The organism is Hymenobacter frigidus, assembly GCF_014640435.1.
Taxonomy (GTDB): domain Bacteria; phylum Bacteroidota; class Bacteroidia; order Cytophagales; family Hymenobacteraceae; genus Hymenobacter; species Hymenobacter frigidus.
Window position 1 is genome coordinate 1 of sequence record NZ_BMGY01000021.1, and the last position, 21,515, is coordinate 21,515.

18 protein-coding genes are annotated in these 21,515 nt (G+C 63.0%); 4 read left to right on the forward strand and 14 right to left on the reverse strand.

Translation table 11 applies throughout. The features are described 5' to 3' along the window. Positions 1-45 precede the first annotated feature (45 nt). The 3 genes from IEW17_RS12035 (at position 46) to IEW17_RS12045 (ending at position 5,694) form a co-directional block, all read left to right on the forward strand. Entirely contained in the window at positions 46-303 is a 258-nt protein-coding gene (locus IEW17_RS12035; protein WP_188562294.1) for a hypothetical protein, read from the forward strand. Between the two features lie 122 nt (positions 304-425). Further along, complete coding sequence (locus tag IEW17_RS12040) at positions 426-818, forward strand: outer membrane beta-barrel protein (RefSeq protein WP_188562295.1); 393 nt, start codon at positions 426-428, stop codon at positions 816-818. Positions 819-1,341: 523 nt separating this feature from the next. Continuing rightward, positions 1,342-5,694: a T9SS type A sorting domain-containing protein gene (locus IEW17_RS12045; protein ID WP_188562296.1), complete on the forward strand. Its 4,353-nt coding sequence runs from the start codon at positions 1,342-1,344 to the stop codon at positions 5,692-5,694. 102 nt (positions 5,695-5,796) lie between these two features. Here IEW17_RS12045 and IEW17_RS12050 read toward each other — a convergent pair whose 3' ends face one another. The 8 genes from IEW17_RS12050 to IEW17_RS12085 form a co-directional block, all read right to left on the reverse strand. Then, positions 5,797-7,479: an ABC1 kinase family protein gene (locus IEW17_RS12050; protein ID WP_188562297.1), complete on the reverse strand. Its 1,683-nt coding sequence runs from the start codon at positions 7,477-7,479 to the stop codon at positions 5,797-5,799. Between the two features lie 151 nt (positions 7,480-7,630). Beyond that, positions 7,631-8,185, reverse strand: coding sequence for a phasin family protein (locus tag IEW17_RS12055; RefSeq protein WP_188562298.1), 555 nt, complete (start codon positions 8,183-8,185; stop codon positions 7,631-7,633). 247 nt (positions 8,186-8,432) lie between these two features. Further along, entirely contained in the window at positions 8,433-9,407 is a 975-nt protein-coding gene (locus IEW17_RS12060) for an alpha/beta hydrolase (RefSeq protein ID WP_188562299.1), read from the reverse strand. A 226-nt stretch (positions 9,408-9,633) separates the two neighbouring features. Continuing rightward, a complete protein-coding gene (locus IEW17_RS12065; RefSeq protein WP_229748970.1) occupies positions 9,634-10,818 on the reverse strand; it encodes a lysophospholipid acyltransferase family protein in 1,185 nt (394 codons plus the stop codon). 134 nt (positions 10,819-10,952) lie between these two features. Beyond that, complete coding sequence (locus IEW17_RS12070) at positions 10,953-11,621, reverse strand: YggS family pyridoxal phosphate-dependent enzyme (RefSeq protein WP_188562300.1); 669 nt, start codon at positions 11,619-11,621, stop codon at positions 10,953-10,955. A gap of 159 nt (positions 11,622-11,780) precedes the next feature. Beyond that, the gene (locus IEW17_RS12075) at positions 11,781-12,803 is read right to left on the reverse strand and encodes a VWA domain-containing protein (RefSeq protein WP_188562301.1); all 1,023 of its coding nucleotides are present in this window, start codon (positions 12,801-12,803) and stop codon (positions 11,781-11,783) included. A 79-nt stretch (positions 12,804-12,882) separates the two neighbouring features. Then, entirely contained in the window at positions 12,883-13,773 is an 891-nt protein-coding gene (locus IEW17_RS12080) for a hypothetical protein (RefSeq protein ID WP_188562302.1), read from the reverse strand. Between the two features lie 19 nt (positions 13,774-13,792). Beyond that, positions 13,793-14,695 (reverse strand): DUF58 domain-containing protein, encoded by a 903-nt coding sequence (locus IEW17_RS12085; protein WP_188562303.1) that lies wholly within the window; start codon positions 14,693-14,695, stop codon positions 13,793-13,795. 36 nt (positions 14,696-14,731) lie between these two features. On the opposite strand from IEW17_RS12085, the gene IEW17_RS12090 reads away from it, so the two are divergent. Next, complete coding sequence (locus IEW17_RS12090; RefSeq protein ID WP_188562304.1) at positions 14,732-15,136, forward strand: DUF4296 domain-containing protein; 405 nt, start codon at positions 14,732-14,734, stop codon at positions 15,134-15,136. On the opposite strand, the gene IEW17_RS12095 is transcribed toward IEW17_RS12090, so the two are convergent. The 6 genes from IEW17_RS12095 to egtB form a co-directional block, all read right to left on the reverse strand. Further along, a complete protein-coding gene (locus IEW17_RS12095; RefSeq protein WP_229748971.1) occupies positions 15,129-15,479 on the reverse strand; it encodes a tRNA-binding protein in 351 nt (116 codons plus the stop codon). The two genes, IEW17_RS12090 and IEW17_RS12095, sit on opposite strands and share 8 nt — an antisense overlap. A 163-nt stretch (positions 15,480-15,642) precedes the next feature. Continuing rightward, the gene (locus IEW17_RS12100) at positions 15,643-16,257 is read right to left on the reverse strand and encodes a DUF922 domain-containing protein (RefSeq protein ID WP_229748972.1); all 615 of its coding nucleotides are present in this window, start codon (positions 16,255-16,257) and stop codon (positions 15,643-15,645) included. Between the two features lie 78 nt (positions 16,258-16,335). Beyond that, entirely contained in the window at positions 16,336-17,679 is a 1,344-nt protein-coding gene (locus IEW17_RS12105; protein ID WP_229748973.1) for an MATE family efflux transporter, read from the reverse strand. 124 nt (positions 17,680-17,803) lie between these two features. Continuing rightward, entirely contained in the window at positions 17,804-18,916 is a 1,113-nt protein-coding gene (locus IEW17_RS12110) for a pyridoxal phosphate-dependent aminotransferase (RefSeq protein ID WP_188562307.1), read from the reverse strand. A gap of 13 nt (positions 18,917-18,929) precedes the next feature. Further along, positions 18,930-19,892: an L-histidine N(alpha)-methyltransferase gene (egtD, locus tag IEW17_RS12115; protein WP_188562308.1), complete on the reverse strand. Its 963-nt coding sequence runs from the start codon at positions 19,890-19,892 to the stop codon at positions 18,930-18,932. A gap of 110 nt (positions 19,893-20,002) precedes the next feature. After that, complete coding sequence (gene egtB, locus IEW17_RS12120; RefSeq protein ID WP_188562309.1) at positions 20,003-21,277, reverse strand: ergothioneine biosynthesis protein EgtB; 1,275 nt, start codon at positions 21,275-21,277, stop codon at positions 20,003-20,005. Positions 21,278-21,515: the final 238 nt, after the last annotated feature.

Here is a 21,515-nt window from a genome sequence, read left to right on the forward strand (position 1 = left end):
TCGAACACGTCTTAATGGAGGTCGGCCAAAAGTACACCGTTACTTTTGCGTGACTACTTAAAAGCCGGCATTGGTCGAACCAGCTTCGACTACGGCACCCAGCCGGTGGGGCTGGCGCAAAGCCCGAGCCTGAGCTACCAGGCGGGCCTGCTGCTACACGCCTACAACCGCAGCCGCTTGTCGGTGCAGCTCGAAACCATGGTCCTGGCCCTGCGCGGCGACTACGCGCCCGCGGCCGTTTACACAGGAGACTTGTTCCTGAATAAGAAATGGTCAAATATTTTAGCCGATTATGATGCCTGAATGGTCTTTTTGGTTTGGCCAAGCGTGTATCCTTGGATTCTTTGAGCAGCCCCCGTTTCTGGCGCCAAATACGACTTGGAAAACCACCGATTTCTTATTGAGGAACAAGTCTAGGCACTAGCTTGTATGGCCTCACGGGCAGCACCCGCATCCGGTTTCTGCAGCTGCAAATTCCACTGCTGCTGCGCTACCGCCTGGGCCACGGGCCGGTGCTGCAGCCTTACCTCAACGCGGGGCCTTGCTACGAGCAAAATTTCAGCAACTCCTCCGCCATCGTGTACCGCTACTCCAACCGCACCGAGGACGAAACCCTGGCCCTCAGGCTACCCGACCGCTTCAGCCTGGACTACGTGGCCGGTGCTGGCGTGCTGATTCGGCGCCGCACCGGCCCGTCTCTCAACCTCGAAATTCGCTTCGACCAAGTCGTGGACGCTCCCACCAGCATTTACTACACGCCCCAGTACTACACGCCCCAGCACACGAGCCTGCGCCTGAATATGGTGGTCATTTTCTGAATAGTTTTGCTGCGGATAACCGTACGCTCTGGCCCGACCGGTCGTCGGGCGGCAAAAATCGCTGGCTGCGGAGCGGAGCCGGTGGCCGCCGTGCATTCACGCGCAGGTGGCTGCGGGGCGTCCCGAAAATCAGGGCCGGGAGCACAAGCGGGGCTGCGCCGAAAACGTACCGGCCACAGGCGGCGGGCATGCGCAAACCGGTCGGTATCGGAAGCATAATTCCAGTACTTCCATATTATTTATCCTTGATTTTTGTATGGGCCAGTAAAAAGGTTTGATGATATCGGGCGATTGACCTATTTTCGTCGAAAACAACAATTACCAATAAGCCTTCATTCAGGCTGCACACCTCAAATTAAGGTCGGAATAACTGGGCATTTATAACACTAAGTGTCTCATCGACTGCATTTTATTTCCTTATAATACATTTATTTGCCGTGACGGGTAAACTGCTTACCCGTCTGTTGGTCAACAAAAAAATTTCGCATTCGCCTTTTCACCAAACCCACTCATTCCAGGTCCCATGAAACAATTTTTATCTCACATGCTACGGAACGGCCTGGCGGCCGGAGCGTTATTGGCCGGGGCCTTGGCCGGACCCGCGGCCCAGGCCCAAGTGGTGCTCGATGGCCGGCTGCAGGCCGCTGAAAACAGCACCACCCTTCCGGGCTACTACACGTCCATCGGGCAGTACACCCGGCCCCACACCAGCACCAGCGGCTTCGGCAACTGGGGCCTGCTGCAGGGCTACATCAGCAGCGACGACAACAACTTGTATGTGGGGGTGCGCGGCACGAGCGAGCCCAACGGCAACGCCTTCCAGATTTATCTGGACGTACCGGGCCGCACGGGCGCGCTGGTGGGCACCAGCCTGCCCACCCGCCCGGGCGGCACCAGCTTCGACCAGATGAGCGGCCGCCTCGACATGCAGGCCGACTACGGCCTGGCCGTACGCTCGCTGGGCACGGCCGGCCAGTACGGCGCCGAGTATGTGGACTATACCCGCGGCAACGCGCGCGGCGGCTTCGCCACCCCGGTGCTCACCGACGGCACGCCGGCCGTGCTGGTGGGCACCGGCACTGCCCAGGCGTTCAACGCCGCCCGCGTGGCCTACCGGGCCGCCACCCCCGACCTGACGGGCAACGTGAATGAGGGCCTGGAGGTGTCGTTCGACCTCGCCGCGCTGGACTTGGCGCCCGGCGAAACCGTGCGCGTGTTCGTGCTCTACACCAACGACAACGGCAGCTTTACCTCGACTGATTTCCTGCCCGAGTCGCCCGGCCTGACCGCCAACCCCGGCGGGGCGCCCGACTACCCGGCCCTGGCCGGCACGCAGGCCTTCACCTTCAATACCTACGCCTCGGCGGCCACCACGCGCTGCAACCTGGCCGCGCCCGTGGCCAGCGCCTCGCCGGCGTGCACGGGCAGCACGTTCACGCTCTCGGCCACCAACGTGCCGGCCGGCGCCAGATACCAGTGGAGCGGCCCGAACGGGTTCAGCTCGACCGCGGCCATGCCCACGGTGCCGGCCACCGCGGCCGCCAACGGCACCTACCTGCTCTACATTCTCTCGGATAACTGCGGCGCTCCCGCCGCGCCCGTAACCGTGACGGTGGGCAGTGCCCCCGCGGCGCCCACCACCACGGGGAGCAGCAACTGCGGGCCCGGCACCGTCACGCTGAGCGCCAGCGGCGCCCCTGCCGGCAGCACGTACGCGTTCTACGCGGCCGCTACCGGCGGCACGCCCCTGAACTCGGGTACAGGCAGCACCTTCACCACGCCTTCCCTCACGGCCACCACCCCGTACTACGTGAGCGCGGTGAGCGCCGGCGGCTGCGAAGGACCCCGCGCGACCGTCACGGCCACCATCAACCGCCAGCCCACGGCCGCCCTCGCGGCCGGTGGGCCCACCACCTTCTGCCAGGGCGGCTCGGTGGTGCTCACGGCAAGCGGCGGCGCCACCGGCGACACCTACCAATTCTTCCTGAACGGCCAGGCCATCAGCGGCGCCACCAGCACCACGTACACCGCCACCGCCGGCGGCAGCTACACGGTGGTGGTGACCACAACCGACGCCTGCACGGCCACCTCGGCCCCGACCACGGTGACGGTGAACCCGAACACCACGGCCGGCTTTGCCTACGGCGCGGCGGCCTACTGCCAAACCGGCACCAACCCCACGCCCACCGTCACGGGCACGGCGGGCGGCGCCTTCAGCTCGACTACGGGCCTGAGCCTGGACGCCGCCACGGGCGCGGTAAACCTGAGCACGTCCACGGCCGGTACGTACACCGTGACCTACGCGGTGGGCGGCTCCTGCCCCAGCTCGAGTGCGCAGCAGCTCACGGTAACGACACCGGCGCAGGCGACATTTAGCTACGCCAACGGCGCGGGCATTTGCACCACCACCACGGGCACAGTGGCCGCCAGCCTGGCCACGGGCAGCACGGCCGGCGCGTTTACTTCAACTACGGGCCTGACATTGAACGCCACGACCGGCGCCGTCACGCCTTCGACCTCGACCCCCGGCACCTACACCGTGACCAACACCGTGGCCGCCAGCGGCGGCTGCGCGGCGAGTACGGCCACCACGACCGTGACCATTACGGCGCCACAATCGGCTAGCTTCAGCTACGCGGCCACCAGCTACTGCACCACGGCCTCCGGCCCGGTGGCCGCCAGCCTGGCCACGGGCAGCACGGCGGGCACCTTTGCGTCCACCGCGGGCCTCACCCTCGATGCCGCTACTGGCGCCATCACGCCCTCGACCTCGACCCCCGGCACCTACACCGTGACTAACACCGTGGCCGCCGCGGGCGGTTGCGACGCCACGTCGGCCTCGACCAGCGTCACGATTACGGCACCGCAAACCGCCGGCTTCAGCTACGCCGCGGCCAGCTACTGCACTACGGCCACCGGGCCCATTGCGGCCGACCTGGCCACGGGCAGCACGGCGGGCACGTTCACCTCGACCGCAGGCCTGACGCTGAATGCCGCCACCGGCGCCGTCACACCTTCGACCTCGACCTCCGGCACCTACACCGTAACCAACACCGTGGCCGCCAGCGGCGGTTGCGCCGCCGTCACGGCCACAACTACGGTGAGCATTGCCGCACCCCAAACGGCGGGCTTCAGCTACGGCACGACGCCCGCGTACTGCACCAGCGCCACGGGCGCAGTGGCCGCGAGCCTGAGCACGGGCGCTTCGGCGGGCACGTTTACTTCGACCACGGGCCTGACGCTGAACGCCACGACCGGCGCCATCACGCCTTCGACCTCGACCCCCGGCACCTACACTGTGACTAACACTGTGACCGCCAGCGGCGGCTGCGCCGCCGTCACGGCTACGACCAACGTCACGATTACGGCACCGCAAACTGCCGGCTTCAGCTACGCCGCGGCCAGCTACTGCACTACGGCCACCGGGCCCATTGCGGCCGACCTGGCCACGGGCAGCACGGCGGGCACGTTCACCTCGACCGCAGGCCTGACGCTGAATGCCGCCACCGGCGCCGTCACACCTTCGACCTCGACCTCCGGCACCTACACCGTAACCAACACCGTGGCCGCCAGCGGCGGCTGCGCCGCCGTCACGGCCACGACTACGGTGAGCATTGCCGCACCCCAAACGGCGGGCTTCAGCTACGGCACGACGCCCGCGTACTGCACCAGCGCCACGGGCGCAGTGGCCGCGAGCCTGAGCACAGGCGCTTCGGCGGGCACGTTTACTTCGACCACGGGCCTGACGCTGAACGCCACGACCGGCGCCATCACGCCTTCGACTTCGACCCCCGGCACCTACACCGTGACTAACACCGTGGCCGCCAGCGGCGGCTGCGCCGCCGTCACGACCGCCACGACCGTGACCATCACGGCACCGCAAACGGCGGGCTTCAACTACGGCACCACGCCCACCTACTGCGTGAACGGGGGCGTCAACCCCTCGCCCACGCTCACCGCGGGCGCTTCGGCCGGCGCGTTCACCTCGACTACGGGCCTGACGCTGAACGCTGCCACGGGTGCCATCACGCTTTCGACTTCGACGCCGGGCACCTACACCGTGACCAACACCGTGGCCGCCAACGGCGGCTGCGCCACCGTCGTGGCCACCACGACCGTGACGATTAGCGCGGCCCCCTCGGCCGCCTTCGCCTACGCCAACGCGGCCTACTGCCAAGGCGGAGCGGCGGCGCAGCCCACCGTGACCGGAGCCACGGGCGGCACCTTCTCGGTGGCGCCTGCCACGGGCCTGACGGTGGACGCCACCACCGGCGCCTTAGCGCTGGCCACCGCCACGCCCGGCACCTACACCGTGACGTACAGCGTGACCGGCACCTGCTCGGCCAGCAGCACCTTCGCCGTGACAGTGAACACCCGTCCGGCGACGCCCACGCTTGCCACTTCGGGCTCGCCCGCCACGGGCATCACGCTTACCTCCAGCAGCGCCACGGGCAACCAGTTCTTCCTGAACGGGGTGGCCGTGGCCGGCGCCACGGCCCAAACCTTGCTCATCAACTCGGGCACCCGCAACGGCAGCTACACCGTGACCACCACCAACGCCACCGACTGCGTCTCGCTGCCCTCGGCTGCGGTAGCGGTGGTGGTGACGGCGGCCCGTTCGGGCGCCACCGGCCCCGCGTTCAGCGTGTACCCTAACCCCACGCCCAGCGGCTTGCTGCAGGTGGCGCTGGCCGGCTACCCGAAAGCCGTGGAGCTGACGGTGGTGAACGCCATCGGGCAGGAAGTATTCCGCCGGAACGTGGCCGCGGGCAGCCAAACCCTGAGCCTCGACTTGTCGGCCCTGCCGACCGGCATCTACGTGCTGCAAGGCCGTTCGAGCGAAGGCACCACGGTGCGGCGCTTCGTGCGGGAATAACCGCGCAGATACAGAGCAAAAAAGGGCCTGCCGGAAACGGCAGGCCCTTTTTTTGACCGAAGCGCAACGGCACTGCGCCGCGCGAGCCCACCCAGCGGCGCGCTATTTCTCCCGCCGGCCCGTGCCCAGCAGCAGCAATATTATCAGCAGAAAGCCCGTGGCCCCCAGGCTCCACCACGTTATTTCGGGTACTCCGCGGCGGTACGGCATGGCGTCGGAGTAGCGGCCCAGCAGCGTGAGACCCGAAAATAGCAGCCCGCCCACGCTCAGCAGGGCCAGAATGGTGCGGCTTACCAACTGGTCGGCCTTGCGCATCAGGATGTTGTAGCCGCTCAGCTCCACTTTCACCCGCAGCTCGCCCTTGCTGATTTTGCGCACAATCTGGCGCACGTCGGCCGGCAAGGTTTGCAGCAGGGCCAGCAGCTGGGTACCGGTGTACTCGGCCTCCGTGAGCAGGTTTTCGCGGGAGTATTGCTCCCGGATAATCTTGGCCCCGTAAGGCCGCACAAACTCGAAGGTGTTGAAATTCGGGTGCAGCACCTTGCCGATGCCCTCGAGAATAACCAGCGCCCGCAGGATGAGAAAGACCGCCCCCGGCACCTGCAGTTTGTAGTTGTAGATAATGATTTGCAGTGCGTCGGCGAGGTCGCTCATGCTCATCTCCTTCACATCGAGCATCGCAAAATCCTCAATCAACTGGCTCAAATCAGCCTCAAAAGCCCGCATATCCGGGATTTCGGCCGTGAGGGCCAGGCGGCGGAAATTGAGGGCCATGCTGCGCGCATCCTGCCGCGCCATGCCAATGAATACGCCCGCAAAGGCGTATTTCTGCTGTTTGGTGAGGCGGCCCACCATCCCAAAGTCAATGAGGACCACTGTGCCATCAGGCCGCACCAGCACGTTGCCAGGGTGCGGGTCGGCGTGAAAAATCCCGAACTCGAAAATCTGAGTCAGGTAGATATCCATGCCGTTTTCGGCCACGGCGGCGGGGCTCAGCCCCCACTCCTGCAGCTGCACCTTATCGGTGATTTTGCAGCCGCTCACGAATTCAATTACGAGAATGCGCTCGGTGCTCAGCCCCCGGTAAGGCTTGGGCACATAGAAGGTAGTATAGTCTTCGTAGAGCTTGCGAAACTGCTCCATCGAGCGCGCCTCGGCCGTGTAGTCCAGCTCTTTGCTCATGCTCCGCTCAAAAGCATCCACGATGTCCTGTGGATTGGCCAGGCCCTGCTTTTGCAGGAAGCCGGTCGTGAGCCTGACCAGCTCGTGCAGCAGGGCCAGGTCGGAGCGCACTTTGTCGCGCACGCCGGGACGCTGCACTTTTATCACTACTTCTTCGCCCGTGAGCAGCCGCGCCCGGTGCACCTGCCCAATGCTAGCCGAGCCCAAGGTCACGTCGTCGAACTCACTGAACACCTCCGAAATCGGGCGGCCCAATTCTTCCTCAATTATTTGGCGGGCCACCACCACATCAAAGGGCGGCACGTTGCTCTGCAGCTTCTCGAACTCGTCAATCAGGGCCTGGGGCAACAAGTCGGCCCGGTTGCTCATGGCCTGGGCCAGCTTGATAAACGTGGGGCCGAGTTCCTCAATTATGAGGCGCACCCGCTCCCAGCGCGTGGTTTCAAACACCTGGCGGTCGGCCCGCTGCCAGCTCAGGCGGCGGCTCTGGCTCACGAGGCGGCGCAGGGGCGTCGTCGTCACCACATCCTCAAAGCCATAGCGCAGCAGCACCTCAGCCACCTGCCGGATGCGGGTGAGGTTAGAAATCGTGTTTTTGAACATATGCCGCAGATTTACGCAGATTAATCTGATTTCGCAGATTCAGCCGGGCCGTGGCGGTGGCGCAACCTAGCCATTTTAGGTAATTTTCAATCAAAAAAACCCCGCTTGCTCCGGGCAAACGGGGTTTTTTGATTGTGATAACGGGTAGTATTTAAGCCTTGTCTTCAGCTTTGGCGGCAGAAGCAGCAGAAGTAGCAGCAGCGGGTTTCTTGGCAGCGGGCTTGCTGGTTGCGGGCTTCGCAGCAGCTTTAGCGGCGGGCTTCGCTGCCGGCTTGGCGGCGGGTTTAGCAGCGGGTTTGGCAGCGGCAGCGGCTTTGGCGGCGGTCGAACGTTGGGTCGAATCAGCGACGGCGCTCACGCGGTCAGCTACTTTCTTCAGGGCTCCGGCGGCTTTGCTGGCGGCCCCGTTGGCGGTGGCAGCGACCGACTTAGCGGCCGGCTTCTTAGCGCCAGCCTTGCCTTTGGGCTTGGCATCGCCGAGGCCCACAGTGGTTTTCATGCGGTCGGCCAGGCCCTGAAACTGCTTTTCGAGCTCAGCGCGCTTGGTTTCGCCGCTCTTCACCAGCTCATCCACAATTTTCTTACCCTCGGCTTGGGTCATCTTATTGTCCTTCACCAGTTTCTCAATGGTGCTCTGAAATGACTTGCTACCTTGAGCAATGTAGCCAACGCCGGCGTTTACGAACTTCTTAAACAAATCTTCCATGATAACGAAAGGGTGTGGGTGAAATTGAAAAAAGGGAAGTTGTTGATGGAAAAGGCATTGACACAATAAAGTAGTATGCAAGCCGACTATTTTCGTTGCAAACCTACGAAGACTCCGCAATATAGTTGAGTTTCGTACGACGGATTTCTCCAAAAGTGGCTTAAAATCATTGAAAAGAGAATTTATTTTTCAATTCCGTGAATATTCGTTGGCTTGCCAAATGCGCCACAACCCGTTCAGGACCAACCTACGCGGCGCGTCGGCGCACGGCGGGCTGCCGCGGGGTGGCCGGCAAGTGAATGGGCACTACGCCTTGCCGGGCCCATGTTTTCGCCATAAATTCGGCTACTTGGTCGAGCGCCTGCCGGGCTTCGGGCACGATGCGCCAGAACAGGTGCCACCAATGCACCAAGCCTTCGAAGGGCTGCACAGTGACGGATATGCCCGCCGCCCGAGCCTTTTTGGCAAATTTCAGCACATCGTCATACAGTACTTCGGCCGTGGAAATCTGGATTAGCAGCGGTGGCAGGCCATGCAAATCGGCCTGGGCCGGCGAGAGCAGCGGGTGAGAAATGGGCGTTTTGTGGGCGTAAAGCGGGCCCCAGGTGCGCATTTGCAGGGCTTCGAGCAACAAAGACTCTTCGCGGGCCACACGGCGCAGCGCGGTAATGGGCAGGTTCAGGTCGGTCCAGGGCGAGAGGCCGATGCCGGCGGCGGGCTGGGCGTCGCCGGCGTCGCGCAGGGCGAGCAGCAAGGCCAGGGCCAGTCCTCCCCCGGCTGAGTCGCCGGCCACCACGATATCGTGCGGCTGATGGCCGTGGCGCAGCAGCCAGCGGTAGGCCCGCCGGGCATCGTCGAGCGCGGCCGGAAAGGGATGGTCGGGCGCTTTGCGGTAGTTGATGGTGAGCACGTTGAGGCCGCAACGCTGAGCCAGGCTGCCCACCAGGCTGCGGTGCGTATTGAGCGAGCCCAGCACGTAGCCGCCGCCGTGCAGGTACAGCATCACCCGCGTGGGGTGCGCGGCACGCGGCCGCAGCCACTCCGCTTCGAGGCGGTTGTCGAGCTTCAGGCTCTCCAGATTCACCTTCCAGGGCATGAACTGGAACAGCGCGCCGGCTTCCATGGCCAGGCGCATGGCTCCCACGCTGGGCTTGCGACGGGCCAGCGGAGCCGCCGCCGCCGTCAGGAACTGCTTGAGCAGCAAGTGTTGGAATGAGGGCATTGGGTGGGATGAACGCGGGAGGGGAGAAACGGGAAGCGGGGAGCGGGAAGCGGGAAGCGGGAAGCGGGAAGCGAAAGAACGTCATGCTCATCTGGCGTCCGCGTAGCCGAAGCATCTCGCGTGTGGTAGTAACTCAATCTTTAAACGACGCGAGCGAGATGCTTCGGCAAGCTCAGCATGACGTTCTTTTTTCGGCATGACGTTCTTCTTATTCTTTACAATGTTCTTATTTGCTACGGTAAGGTTCGGGCTTTTGCCCCAGCTTATTGTCTTTGTACCCCTTGATGGCCAGCGGTATCCAGCCAATCAACGGGATGAAATAGGCCAGGGTTATGGGGTTGCGCCAGAGCAGCTTCAACCACGCCCCGGGCTTGTCGAGCTGCATGTTGAAATTGCGGCGGCCTTCCTTCACAAACAGTCGCTCGAACTCGGTGAATACGGCCGGCCAGGCAAAGGGCAGGAAGAAAGGAAAGAAGCGGCGGTTTTCCTTCATACGCTGCCAGAGCTCGGCCCAGCGGTAGGGCTTTTGGCCGTGGGCCAGCACGGCGGCATCCATCTCTACCTGCATCCGCTGGCGGATTTGCTCCGACAGGTCCAGGTATTCTTCGCGGGTGAGCTCATCGGTGGTTTTACTGGTGAGGTCGGAGGGTCGGATGCGGGTACCCATCACAAAGGTGAGCTTGGCGGGCAAAGCCAGGTAAAAGGCCCAGGGCTGAATCAGGACCAAGATTAGCAGCACCGTGAGGGGCAAGAACGGGATACCGATTTTCTTGGTGAATTGGTTTATCCAGTCCCAGGAATAAGCGTAGGGATTGAGGTATTCGGCGTTGATGGTGTAGAAGGGCACGATGTCGGTGCCGTGCTGCAGGGCCAGGCGCACCATGCTGGTGGCCAGGCGCTGAAACTGGTACTTGCGGTTGAATCCCTTACCAATACCCAGCACCCCTTCGGGATAGAGCATCAGGTTGTGTTCCTGGTAGTACATCATGGTCTCAAAATTCAGCGTCGTGGCATCCACGGAACCACATTTTTTCCAGAACTCATTTACCAGGTAGGGGTTCATCAGGGCCGTTTGGGAGAGCAGCGGGGCCGAGAGCGGCCGGGGCAAATCGCGCAGGGTGCCGTGCCTGGCCAGCAGGTGCCGCCACAGGTGGGAGAGCGCCACGATGGCATCCCAGGGAAAGGCCATGCCCGAGTGATTGCTGGCGAAAATCAGCGGCCGGTCGGGGTTGTTGCGCTGCGGAAAATCCTCGAAGCCCACCAGCTCGGAGCGAAACCACACGCGGTCCAGCAGCTGCAAAATATTTTCGTCGAGGGTTTGGGTGAATTCCTCCCGAAAATAGTCGTCGTAAATATGTTGGTTGGCCACAATGGCCGGCGGGGGCAGCGAGGACGAAGTAGTGGCGGGCATGGTGGGAATTTGCAGCAGACGGAGGACGGAAGATAGGAGAATTTCTACCGCCGCGCTTGTGGGGCCTGGCGGTGGAAGTCCGGGCGCAGTTTCCCGCGCCAGACCCAGTGAGCAGGCGCAGCGGGCAGCCCGCGCTAGCCGCGACTGCCAAAAATGGCGCTGCCCACGCGCACGATTGTGCTCCCCCCGGCCACGGCCAACCGGTAGTCGCCGCTCATGCCCATGGATATATCGCAGAAAGCTTCAGATTCCGCAAAGTGCGCGCTTTTCAGGCGCTCGAAGTAGCCGCGCAGCTGCTGAAACTCCTCGCGCAGCTGGCCTTCGTCGGGCGTAAAAGTGGCCACGCCCATCACGCCGGTAATGCGCACATGCGTGAGGTGGGAGAATTCGACGTCGGCCAGAATTGCTTCGGCCTCGGCCATCGAGAGGCCGGATTTGGTTTCTTCCCGAGCAATGTGGAACTGCAGCAGGCAGTTGATAACCCGCCGGCTGGCAGCGGCGTGCTTGTTTATTTCGCGCAGCAGCTTGAGGCTGTCGACGCTCTGAATGGTGTGCACGAAGGGCGCGAGCAGCTTCACCTTATTGGTTTGGAGCTGGCCGATGAGGTGCCACTCCACATCGGGTGGAAGTTGGGGCTGCTTGGCAGCCATTTCCTGGGGTCGGTTTTCACCAAATACACGCGCTCCGGCGGCATAGGCTTCTTCCAGCAGCTCCACAGAGTGGGTTTTGGTGACGACGCACAGCCGGGCGGCGGTGCCGGCCAGCTCGGCATTGATGCGGTGAATGTTATCGGCGATGGACATTTATTGATGCATTGATTGTACGATTCTGTCATCCTGAGCAAAGCGAAGGACCTTGTCACCGGAGCACGGCTTGCGGTAATAGCAGCTTGCAATACTACGCACCGTTGCGAGCTTGATAAGGTCCTTCGCTTTGCTCAGGATGACAAAACAAACGAATGACTAATCCTCCAGCGGGTTGCTCAGAAACGTACTTTTCAGCAGCAGCCACAGCAGCCACAAGCCGATGCTCAGCCACAAGTACGGACGGTAGAAATCCTTGGTGTTACGAAACCGTAATTGCTTGATTTCGGATTTCTCCAGCTTATTTATCTGGTTGAAAACCTGGCGCAGACCAGCCGCATCGGTGGCCCGAAAAAACTGGCCATCGGCGGCGGCGGCCAGCTGGCGCATGGTGGTTTCGTCGAGGCGGGTGCTCACGTAGCGGGTGCGGCCGAGCGAGTCCTGACCGTAGGGCACGAAACCGTCTTTGCCCACTCCGATGGTGTAGATGCGAATGCCAAAGGCGTGGGCCAGCTGCGCCGCCAGCAGCGGGTCGAGGCTACCGGCGTTGCTCTCGCCGTCGGAGAGCAGAATGCAGACCCGCGAGCGCGCCTTGGATTCGCGCAGCCGGTTGGTAGCCACGCCCAGGGCCGTGCCAATGGCCGTGCCGTCGCTCTTAATCATGCCGAAATGCAGGCTGCCGAGGCTTTCGCGCAGCAAATCATAATCGGTAGTGAGCGGAGCCAGCGAATAGGCCTCCCCCGCAAACGCCACCAAAGCCAGCCGGTCGCCCACGCGGCTGGTCAGGAAATCGGCGGCGATGCGCTTGGCGGCTTCGAGGCGGTTGGGGCGCAGGTCCTGGATTTCCATCGAGCCCGACACGTCGAGGGCCAGCACCAGGTCGATGCCGCGGCCGGACTGTTCCACCCGCTCGTCGGTGCGCTGCGGGCGGGCCAGCGCCACCACGGCGAAGCTGAGCGCCAGGCCCAGCACCACATCGGGCACGAAGCGCAACGCGGCGGTCCAGTCGCGCCGCACCGGGCCGGGGGCGAAGGCCACGCCCACCTGCGCCCGCCGCCGGGCCAGCAGCCACCGCAGCCCAAACAGCAGCGGCACGGCCGCGATGAGCAGCAGCAGGCGCGGCTGCTGCCACTGGTACCCGGCCAGGGTGGTGTAGCGCAGAAGGGTAAAAAAGTCGTTCAAGCAGCCGCGAAAGTAGCGCGGACTTTCAGTCCGCGCCGGGAAATTGGGAAGGGTTAAGCTCGCGAACTAAAGGTCCGAGCTACTCTGCTACGGAGGCGTAGCGGCGCTCAGCAAAGCCGCGCAGGCGCTGAAAGGCCCGGTCAACCTCCTCGGCTTCCTCGGTTTGCACGTTGCCGTAAATCACTTTATCGGTCGCGTTCAGGGCTTTGCGCACATCGTTGTCGTTTTCGAAATACACCACGATTTCGCGGGTGGTGAAGGAATTCAGCCCGCTGTTTTCCAGGCCGGCGAGGTAGTTTTTCCAGAGCACCACGGCCCGCTCCACGTTGGTGGCCGAACGCGACAGCTCGAACCGCTCGACGTGCCGGGCAAACTGGGCCAGGAAATAGCCGTGGTTTTTGCGACGCTTATAGGTCTGGTAGCGGCGCGACAACCGGCGGCGAAACAAGGCCACTGCGCCCGCCAGCAGCAGCAGCACCGCCAAGGCTCCAGCAATCCAGTATGGGTAGTTAAAAAGGGGCTCTACTGGTACCAATACCAGGTTTTGACGCAAAGCGGGCAGCGGCGCAGTAATGCCAAAGGGTATCGGAGCCGTCGTGCGCCGGAGCCGCACGCGGCTGGGCGGCGGCAGGATGCTCAGCGTATCGGGACCTTGCAGCACGGCCACGGGCAGGGCCAAGGTCTGCACCGAATCGAGGCGGAACGTGCGCAAGTGGTAAATGGCGCGGTCGAGGCTAACGCCCCGGCGGGTGCGGGTGGGAAAAAACGTTTTGCTCACGTACTCAAACGGTACAAAGCGCGCCAGCGAATCCGGAAATACCACCGCCAAATCCGGCGCGTGCTCGTAGCGCAGCTCGTAGTCGATGCGCTCGCCCACGAGAACGGTTGGTTTCAAAAAGCGGCCCTGCGGAACCGGCAGCGAAGTTTGGGCCGCTGCACCACCGCCAAGCAACAGGCTCAACACCATCATGCTTAAGAGTCCAACTAGCTTACCCACGGCGGCCCGATTGACGACGGTGACGGAACAGATTCACTAACTGAGGTACGAAATCGCCCTCGGTACTCAGCGACAAAAAGCCGGTGCGGGTGCGGCGGCAGATGTTTATCAGCTCGGCCTCCTGGCGCTCGGCGGTGGCGGCCACGCTGGCCCGGAAGCTGGCCGATGAGGTATTCACCCAGCGTACTTGCCCGGTTTCGGCGTCGCGCAGCGGCACAATGCCCAGCGCCGGGAAGTCGCGCTCACGCGGGGCCAGCAGCTGCACCACAATCAGGTCGTGGCGCTGGGCCAGCATGGTGAGTTCCCGCTCGTAGTTGCCATCGATGAAGTCCGACACCAGCACCACCAGGCTACGGCGCTTCAGCAACCCCAGCGCTTGCCGAATGCCCGCCCCCACGCCCGTGCGGCGCGAAACCGGCTCCAGCGTAAACAGCCGGTTGATGAGCGCATAGGCCGCCCGTGGCCCCTTGCCCGGCGGCAGGTACAATTCCTTTTGGTCGGAAAACGCGAACAAACCCAGCGCCGAGCCCTGCCGCGCCGCCGACAGCGCCAGCAGCCCCGCAATGTCGCGGGCCACGTCGAGCTTGCGGCGCTGGCCGTCGCCTACGTCCAGCGACGCGCTCACGTCCAGCAGCACCAGCACCTGCTGCTCTTTTTCCTCCTTGTAGGTTTTGACGAAGGTGCCGTGGCCCTTGCTGCTCACGGCCCAGTCGATGGCCCGCACCTCGTCGCCGTACTGATAGAGGCGCACATCGTCGAATTCGAGGCCCGTGCCTTTAAAAACGGAATGAAAATCACCCTGCAGCTGGGCCTCCACCGCTTTGCGGATGCGGATTTCGAGGTGGCGCAGGCGGCGCACCAAGTCGGTGAGGGCCGGGGGCACGGAGGGATTCATGGCGGCGAAGCTACGGCCTGGGACTAACTTTGCGTCGTGAAATCATTCCGCCGCTGCTGCCTGGGCCTGTTGCTGCCCTCCCTCCTACTGGCCCTGCCCGCCTGCCAGCGCCCCGAAGAGGCCCCCCTGCCCGCCGACCTGCTGCCCAAAGAAAAGATTGTGCAGCTAGTGGTCGACCTGCAGGTGCTGGAAGCGCGCGTGGAAAACAGCCGCCTGTCCGCCGACTCGTCACGGGCACTTTACCTGGTCAATCAAAAGGAAATCTTCTGGAAAAACGAGGTTACTGATTCAGCTTTCCAGCGCAGCTACCGCTACTACAGCATTCACGGCAAGGACCTCGACGAGATTTACGGGGCGGCTATCGACACGCTGGGGCGGCGCGAACTTAAACTGGCTCCGGCGCCGGCCGGCGCGGTGCCGCCGCCCGGCGCGGCTAAATAAGGCGGCTGCCGTTGGGTACGGCCCCGGCCACGCTGGCCAGCACGATGTGGCCCGCAGCATCGGCAACGCCCGTCACCAGAACTTCGGAGCGAAATTTCCCAATCTGCTTGGGTGGAAAATTAATTACGGCCAATACTTGTCGGCCCACCAAGCCCGCGGGCGTGTAGTGGTGCGTGATTTGGGCACTGGACTTTTTTAGCCCGATTTCCGGCCCGAAATCAATCAGCAGCTGAAAAGCGGGCCGGCGCGCCTCCGGAAACGGATGCGCCTCGATAATGGTCCCCACGCGCAGGTCGACGTGCTCAAATTCGGCCCAGGTTAGCGGTGCGGTGGTCATGGTCATAACAGCAATTTGCGTAAGACTTCAGTGATAGAGTGGTGAAAATAGAACGGTCATGCTGAGCGCCGTCGAAGCATCTCTACCGCGCAAGTACAAGAATTGCTTCTGCGGTAGAGATGCTTCGACGGCGCTCAGCATGACCGTTGTTAATACAACTATCCGAACGCTACTGCGCAAATGCCTTTAGCGCCTCCAGCTTCTGCTGGGTCTGCTTTTCCCAGAAGGCCTGGCGCGGCGCGTTCAGGCCGTGGTTGCTTTCCTGGTCGTAGCGGTTTTCTTCCCGGTCCCACTCCGCGTACACGCCTTTCGTGAGGTTGTTAAAGGCTGGCTGCAGCTTTAGGCAATTAGCTTTAGCCGAAAACGCTACCAGCTTTTGACGCATAATCCGGGCATATACTTCGGTGATATCGAAATGCAGCTGCTCGTGGCGGAGCAAGGCTGCCGAAGCATTTTTGGGGTCTCGAAACCACGAGGTATTGGGGTCGAAAGTGGCTTGGGCCGTGCCTGTAAACACAAAATCCCGACAAGCCGCATTGGCATTAATATTAGACGACGTGGACGAGGCCAACCGGTCGCCTACACCGGGCCGGGCCAGGTAGTCGGCCATCGTGAGCGGCCGGCTGGCCGACCACCCGATGGGTGCGGCGGGCGCAGGCTTAGCAGCTGGTTTTGCGGGCGCTTGCGCGGGTAGTGGCGTAGTCGAAGTAGTTGGGCGCGGCTTCGTGGCCGGGCCTTGCAGCAACGAGGCCGCCATTAGTAGGGAAGTCAAAAAAGAGAGCATCAGCAGAGAATTAATACCCGGCACGTCTGGCCAGTCCGTCGCAATTTAGTAATCCGACCGAAACTCCGAATGACCGGTCTATTCCGCTGTTACTGGCTTGGGCAGAGACGCGGCATATTCCGGCGAAGTTTCGCGCCGGAAGCGCACTAGCAAGACTCCGGCCACAATGGTCAGGCCCAGCAGCAGCCCCGTCCACACGCCCGGCGCGCCCAGGTGCAGCTTGAACCCCAGGAAATAGCCCAACGGCAGCGCCACGGCCCAATACGCCAGCAGCGCCACCACCGAGGGCACCTTCACATCCTCCAGGCCGCGCAGGGCTCCCAGGCCCATCACCTGCAAGCCATCGGATACCTGAAATAGGGCCGCGATGAGCAGCAACGTACCGGCCTGCGCCACCACGGCGGGGTCGTGGCTGTACATAAGCGGGGCCAGGTGCCGCGTGGTGATGAACAGCAACCCCATTATCGCCATAAACCCAAACCCCAGCAAATACGCGGCAAATCCGGCTTGCCGGGCCTCGGCCAGGTTGCCGCTGCCATTCAATTTGCCCACCCGAATGGTGGCCGCAGCCGCGATACCGCTCGCCGCCATGTAGGTAATCGAGGCCAGATTGATGGCTACTTGATGGGCTGCCAACGGCACTGCCCCCAGCCAGCCAATCATGATGGCCGCAGCGGCAAAGGCGCCCACTTCAAACCCCATTTGCACGCCAATGGGCGCACCCAGGTTCAGGAGGCGCGACACCGTGGCCCAATCGGGCCACCAGCTGCTGATGGCCGCGCGGTAGATGTGCAGCCGCTGGGCCGTCAGCACGTACGCGGCCATGAGCGCGGCCATGAGCACCCGAGCAATGAGCGTGGCCCAGGCCGAACCCATCAGGCCCATTTGCGGAGCGCCCCAGTGGCCAAATACCAGCGCGTAGCACAAGGCGGCGTTCAGCACGTTGGCCAGCACCGACAGCCACATGGCCTGCCGGGTGAGGCCCAGCCCCTCGGCAAATTCGCGGAAGCCCTGAAACACCATCAGCGGTAGAAACGACCAGCTGATGACGCGCACCCAGGGCGCGGCCAGGGCTTCTACCTCGGGCGCCTGGCCGAGGTAGTGCATCAGCGAAGGCACCAGCTGGCCCAGCCCCGCCAGGGCCAGCCCCGCCAGCACGCTCAGCCACACCGACGACACCAGCAGCCGGGCCAGGTCGGGCAGGTCGCGGCGGCCGTCGGCGGCGGCCACCAGCGGCACGCTGCCCATACTCAGGCCAATGCCCAGAATCATAAGCACGGTGGTGCTGCTCACGCCCAGGCTCACGGCGGCCAGCGGAACGGTGCCCGTGCGCCCCACCAACACCGAATCAACAAAATTCACCATCGTATGCCCCAACTGGGACAGCACCACCGGATACGCCAGCAACAGGGTCGGACGCAAATGCGGACGAATATCTTTCAACTCAACAACTTCTAAACTACTGGGCAGAATGGCCCACTCAAAGGTACGCCCGCGCCTTTTGGGCCGGCACCTGAGTGATGCGCAACGCGCAACGAAGCGGCCATCAGACGGCCACCGGCAGCAGCGCGCTGCGGACCTGGGCCAGGGCCAGCCGCAGGTCATTGGTCGGCACTGCGTACGAAAGCCGCACGCAGCCCGGGGCGCCACAGGTAGCGCCGTCCACCACCTCCACCCCAGCCGCCGCTAGCTGCCGCACCAGTTGCGCTGAGGCCGCTTCGGGGGGCATATCTGTCGCCAGAAACCGGGTAAAATCGGCAAAAACGTAGTACGTGCCCTCGGGGGCAGCCACGGCCGGGGCGCCGGGCAGCGCGGCTAGCGCACGCAGCATCAGCGCACGATTGGGCAGTAGCTGCGCGCACAGCGCCGCCCCAATGGCTTCGGCGTGCTGCGTGGCGGCCAGGGCCGCCAGCTGTGCCGGCACGGGCACCGCCACGCCGGTGCTGAACAGCCGAGCGGCCACGGCCTGGGCCAGCGGCAACGGGGCCACCAGACAGCCCACACCCCAGCCCGCCAGCGCCAATGACTTGGAAAAGCCACTCACCACCACGTGCCGCTGGTGCGAGCCGGGCAGGGCGAGCAGCGTGGTCACGGGCTCGGGGCCGAAGCTGATGCCTTCGTAAATCTCATCGCTGAGCACCCAAAGCTGCGGAAAATCGGCTGTGACGGCGAGGATGGCGGCCCACTCGGCCCGCGAATACACCCGGCCGGTGGGATTATTCGGGTTGCTGAGGATGAGCAGGCGGGTGGCAGGCGTGATGGCCCGGCGTAGCTCGTCGGGGCGCAGAACGTAATTATCAGTAGCCGCTAACGGCAACGGCCGCAGCTCGCCACCAGCCCGCCGCACCAAATCATGAAATCCGAACCAGTTGGGCGTGGGCAGCAGCACCTCGTCACCGGCCGTCAGCATTTCGCTGAGCAGCGCAAACAGGCCCGTTTTGGCGCCGGCGGTCACCAGCACCTGGCCGGCTGCAACACCGGCCGCACCGCGTCGGCGGTAGCGTTGGGCCAATGCCTCGCGCAGTTCGGACAGGCCGGCGGCGGGGCTCACGGACAGGGGCGCACCCTGCTCCTGGGCACGTAGCAAGGCCTCATTGACTGCCTCCAGCGCCACGCCGGGCACCGCAAAATTTCCGTATCCAGAAGCCAGGCTTATCATAATAAGGCAGGGTTTACTCTTGGTGAATGGCCAGGACTACATCGGCAAAATCCGTGGCTGCATCGGTGAAAGAATGCACGACCCGCAGCCCGGCCTCGGCGGCCAGCTCATGGATTTGGGGCAGGGTGAATTTGAAAGAATTCTCGGTATGGATGACTTCCCAGGCGGCGAAATCGAAGGTTTCATCGAGCGCGGCGAAGTGAACCTGCTGGCTGCGGGCACTCACCAGATACGAACGCACGGCCCCGGTGAGGGGATTGTAGTCGGTATAGTGCTGCCAGTGGGCCAGGTCGAAATCAGCCCCCAACTCGCGGTTGAGGCGGGTGAGCAGGTTGAGGTTGAAGGCGGCCGTCACGCCCTGGGCATCGTCGTACGCAGCCCGGATGCGGCGGGGGTCTTTCTGCAAGTCAAACCCGATGAGTAGGCGGTCGGCCGGTGCCAGGGGGGCCGCCAGCTTACGCAGGAAATCCAGCCGCTCGGCCGGGCCAAAATTGCCAATATTCGACCCCAGAAACAGCACGGCTTTGCTGCCCGGCCAGGTGCGCAGCTGGCTTAGCGCCGTGGCGTAGTCGGCCACCACCGGGGCTACCTGCAAGTCGGGCAACTCCTGCTGCAAAGCCGCGACCAAGCCCGTCATCGCTCCCGCCGAAATGTCGACCGGCGCGTAGGTGAATGCGGTGCCCGCACGCAGTAATTCGCGCAGCAGCAGCTTGGTTTTGGCTCCGTCGCCGGCACCCAGCTCCACTAGGGCGAATTCGCCGCCTGCCGCCGGGGCCAGCGCCGCCGCAATGGCCGCGCCATGCTCCCGAAAAATGGCAAACTCAGTCCGGGTCGGGTAATACTCCGGCAGGGCCATGATTTGCTGAAACAGCCGGCTGCCCGCATCATCGTAGAAATACATCGACGACAACGTTTTCGGCGTGCGCTGCAGGCCAGTGCCCACGTGCTGAGCCAACTCGGTAAGGACCTTTAACATTTATTCAGGTAGCATTTAACAGCGGTGGCGCTTGCGCTCAAGCTGAGTTTGAACGGAAAAGTAGTTTTGCTCGGCATGAGCAAAAGTCGATAAGAAAGAATTGCTAAATGCTACTTGTTGGTTGACTCAACTGAGCGGGCCAACCGAATGCCGGTGAACTGCCAGCGCTTATCAGCGTGGAAAAAGTTGCGGTAGCTAACACGAATGTGGTTTTCGGGCGTGGCGCAGGAGCCCCCGCGCAACACCAGCTGGTTCACCATAAACTTGCCGTTGTACTCGCCCAGCGCCCCGGCGGCGCGGGCGTAGCCGGGGTAGGCGTGGTAGGCCGAGTAGGTCCACTCCCAACAATCGCCGAGCAGCTGGTGGCACTGGGTGGGGTCCGCATCGATGGGCACAGGCTGGGGGTCAAATTGACTGCTTTCCAGCCAGGTACCACCGTCAGTAACAGCCTCAAAATGCCGGGCCGCCGTTTCCCACTCCGCCTCGGTGGGGAGGCGCGCCCCGGCCCAGTTGGCATAGGCGTCGGCCTCATAGAAGCTGATGTGGGTGACGGGCGCGGTCAACTCCACAGCCTGCAGGCCATGATGCGTGAACCGGAACCAGTCGCCCTCTTTTTTAACCCAATACAAGGGCGCTTCCCAGCCTTCGGCCTGCGCCAGGTCCCAGCCTTCGCCCATCCAATAGCGGAAGTCGCGGTAGCCGCCGGCCGCCATAAAAGTCAGGTAATCGGCATTGGTCACCAAGCGGTTTTGCAATTCAAATGGCGCAAGCAACACGTCATGCGCCGCTAGCTCGTTATCGAAGCAAAAGCCCTCTTCCTGAAAGCCTATCCGGTGAATCCCTCCCGGCACCGACAACCAGGATGCGGCGCTTGGTGCGGAACGAGGGCGCTCATCTGCTTCTTCAACCAAGTAGGCCGGGGCCAACGGGCTGGTGCTGAGAATGTACTTGATATCGGTAGCCAGCAGCTCCTGGTGCTGCTGCTCGTGCTGTAGGCCCAGCTCCAGTAGCTCGTAGAACACAAGGGGCAATAATTGGGGCGCGGCCAGCAGCTTGGCGAAAGCTCCGTCGACGTGGGCGCGGTAGGCCAGCACGTCGGCCAGGGCCGGGCGCGAAAGCGTGCCACGGTCGGCCCGGTTCACGCGGGAGCCAAGTGAATTATAGTAAGAATTAAACAGGAAGGCGTATTCCGGATGAAAAACCTGGTAGCCCGCCGCGTATTCTTTCAGCAGAAATGTTTCCCAAAACCAGGTGGTGTGCGCCAGGTGCCACTTGGGGGGGCTCACGTCGAGCATGGGCTGCACCACGGTGTCTTCGGGCAGCAGGGGCGCGCACAGGGCTTGGCTTTGCGCCCGAACTGCCTGGTAGCGAGCGAGCCAAGACATAGCGGTTGAGGAAGCGACGGGCGCTGGATGAACGAGCAGCATGATTGAAGAGAGCGGAATAATTGGTAGTTGTGCTACTAACTGAATGTGCCGGCCGGAGGTTGCGCGTTGATTACCAAACCCACCCGCAACAGCACCCGCGCCAACGGAGTCTTGACGGGTGTAAATAAACACGCAGAACCCGCCAAGAAATACGTAGAAGCACCTGCGTAAAAAGCCGTATTTTATCGTCAATCAA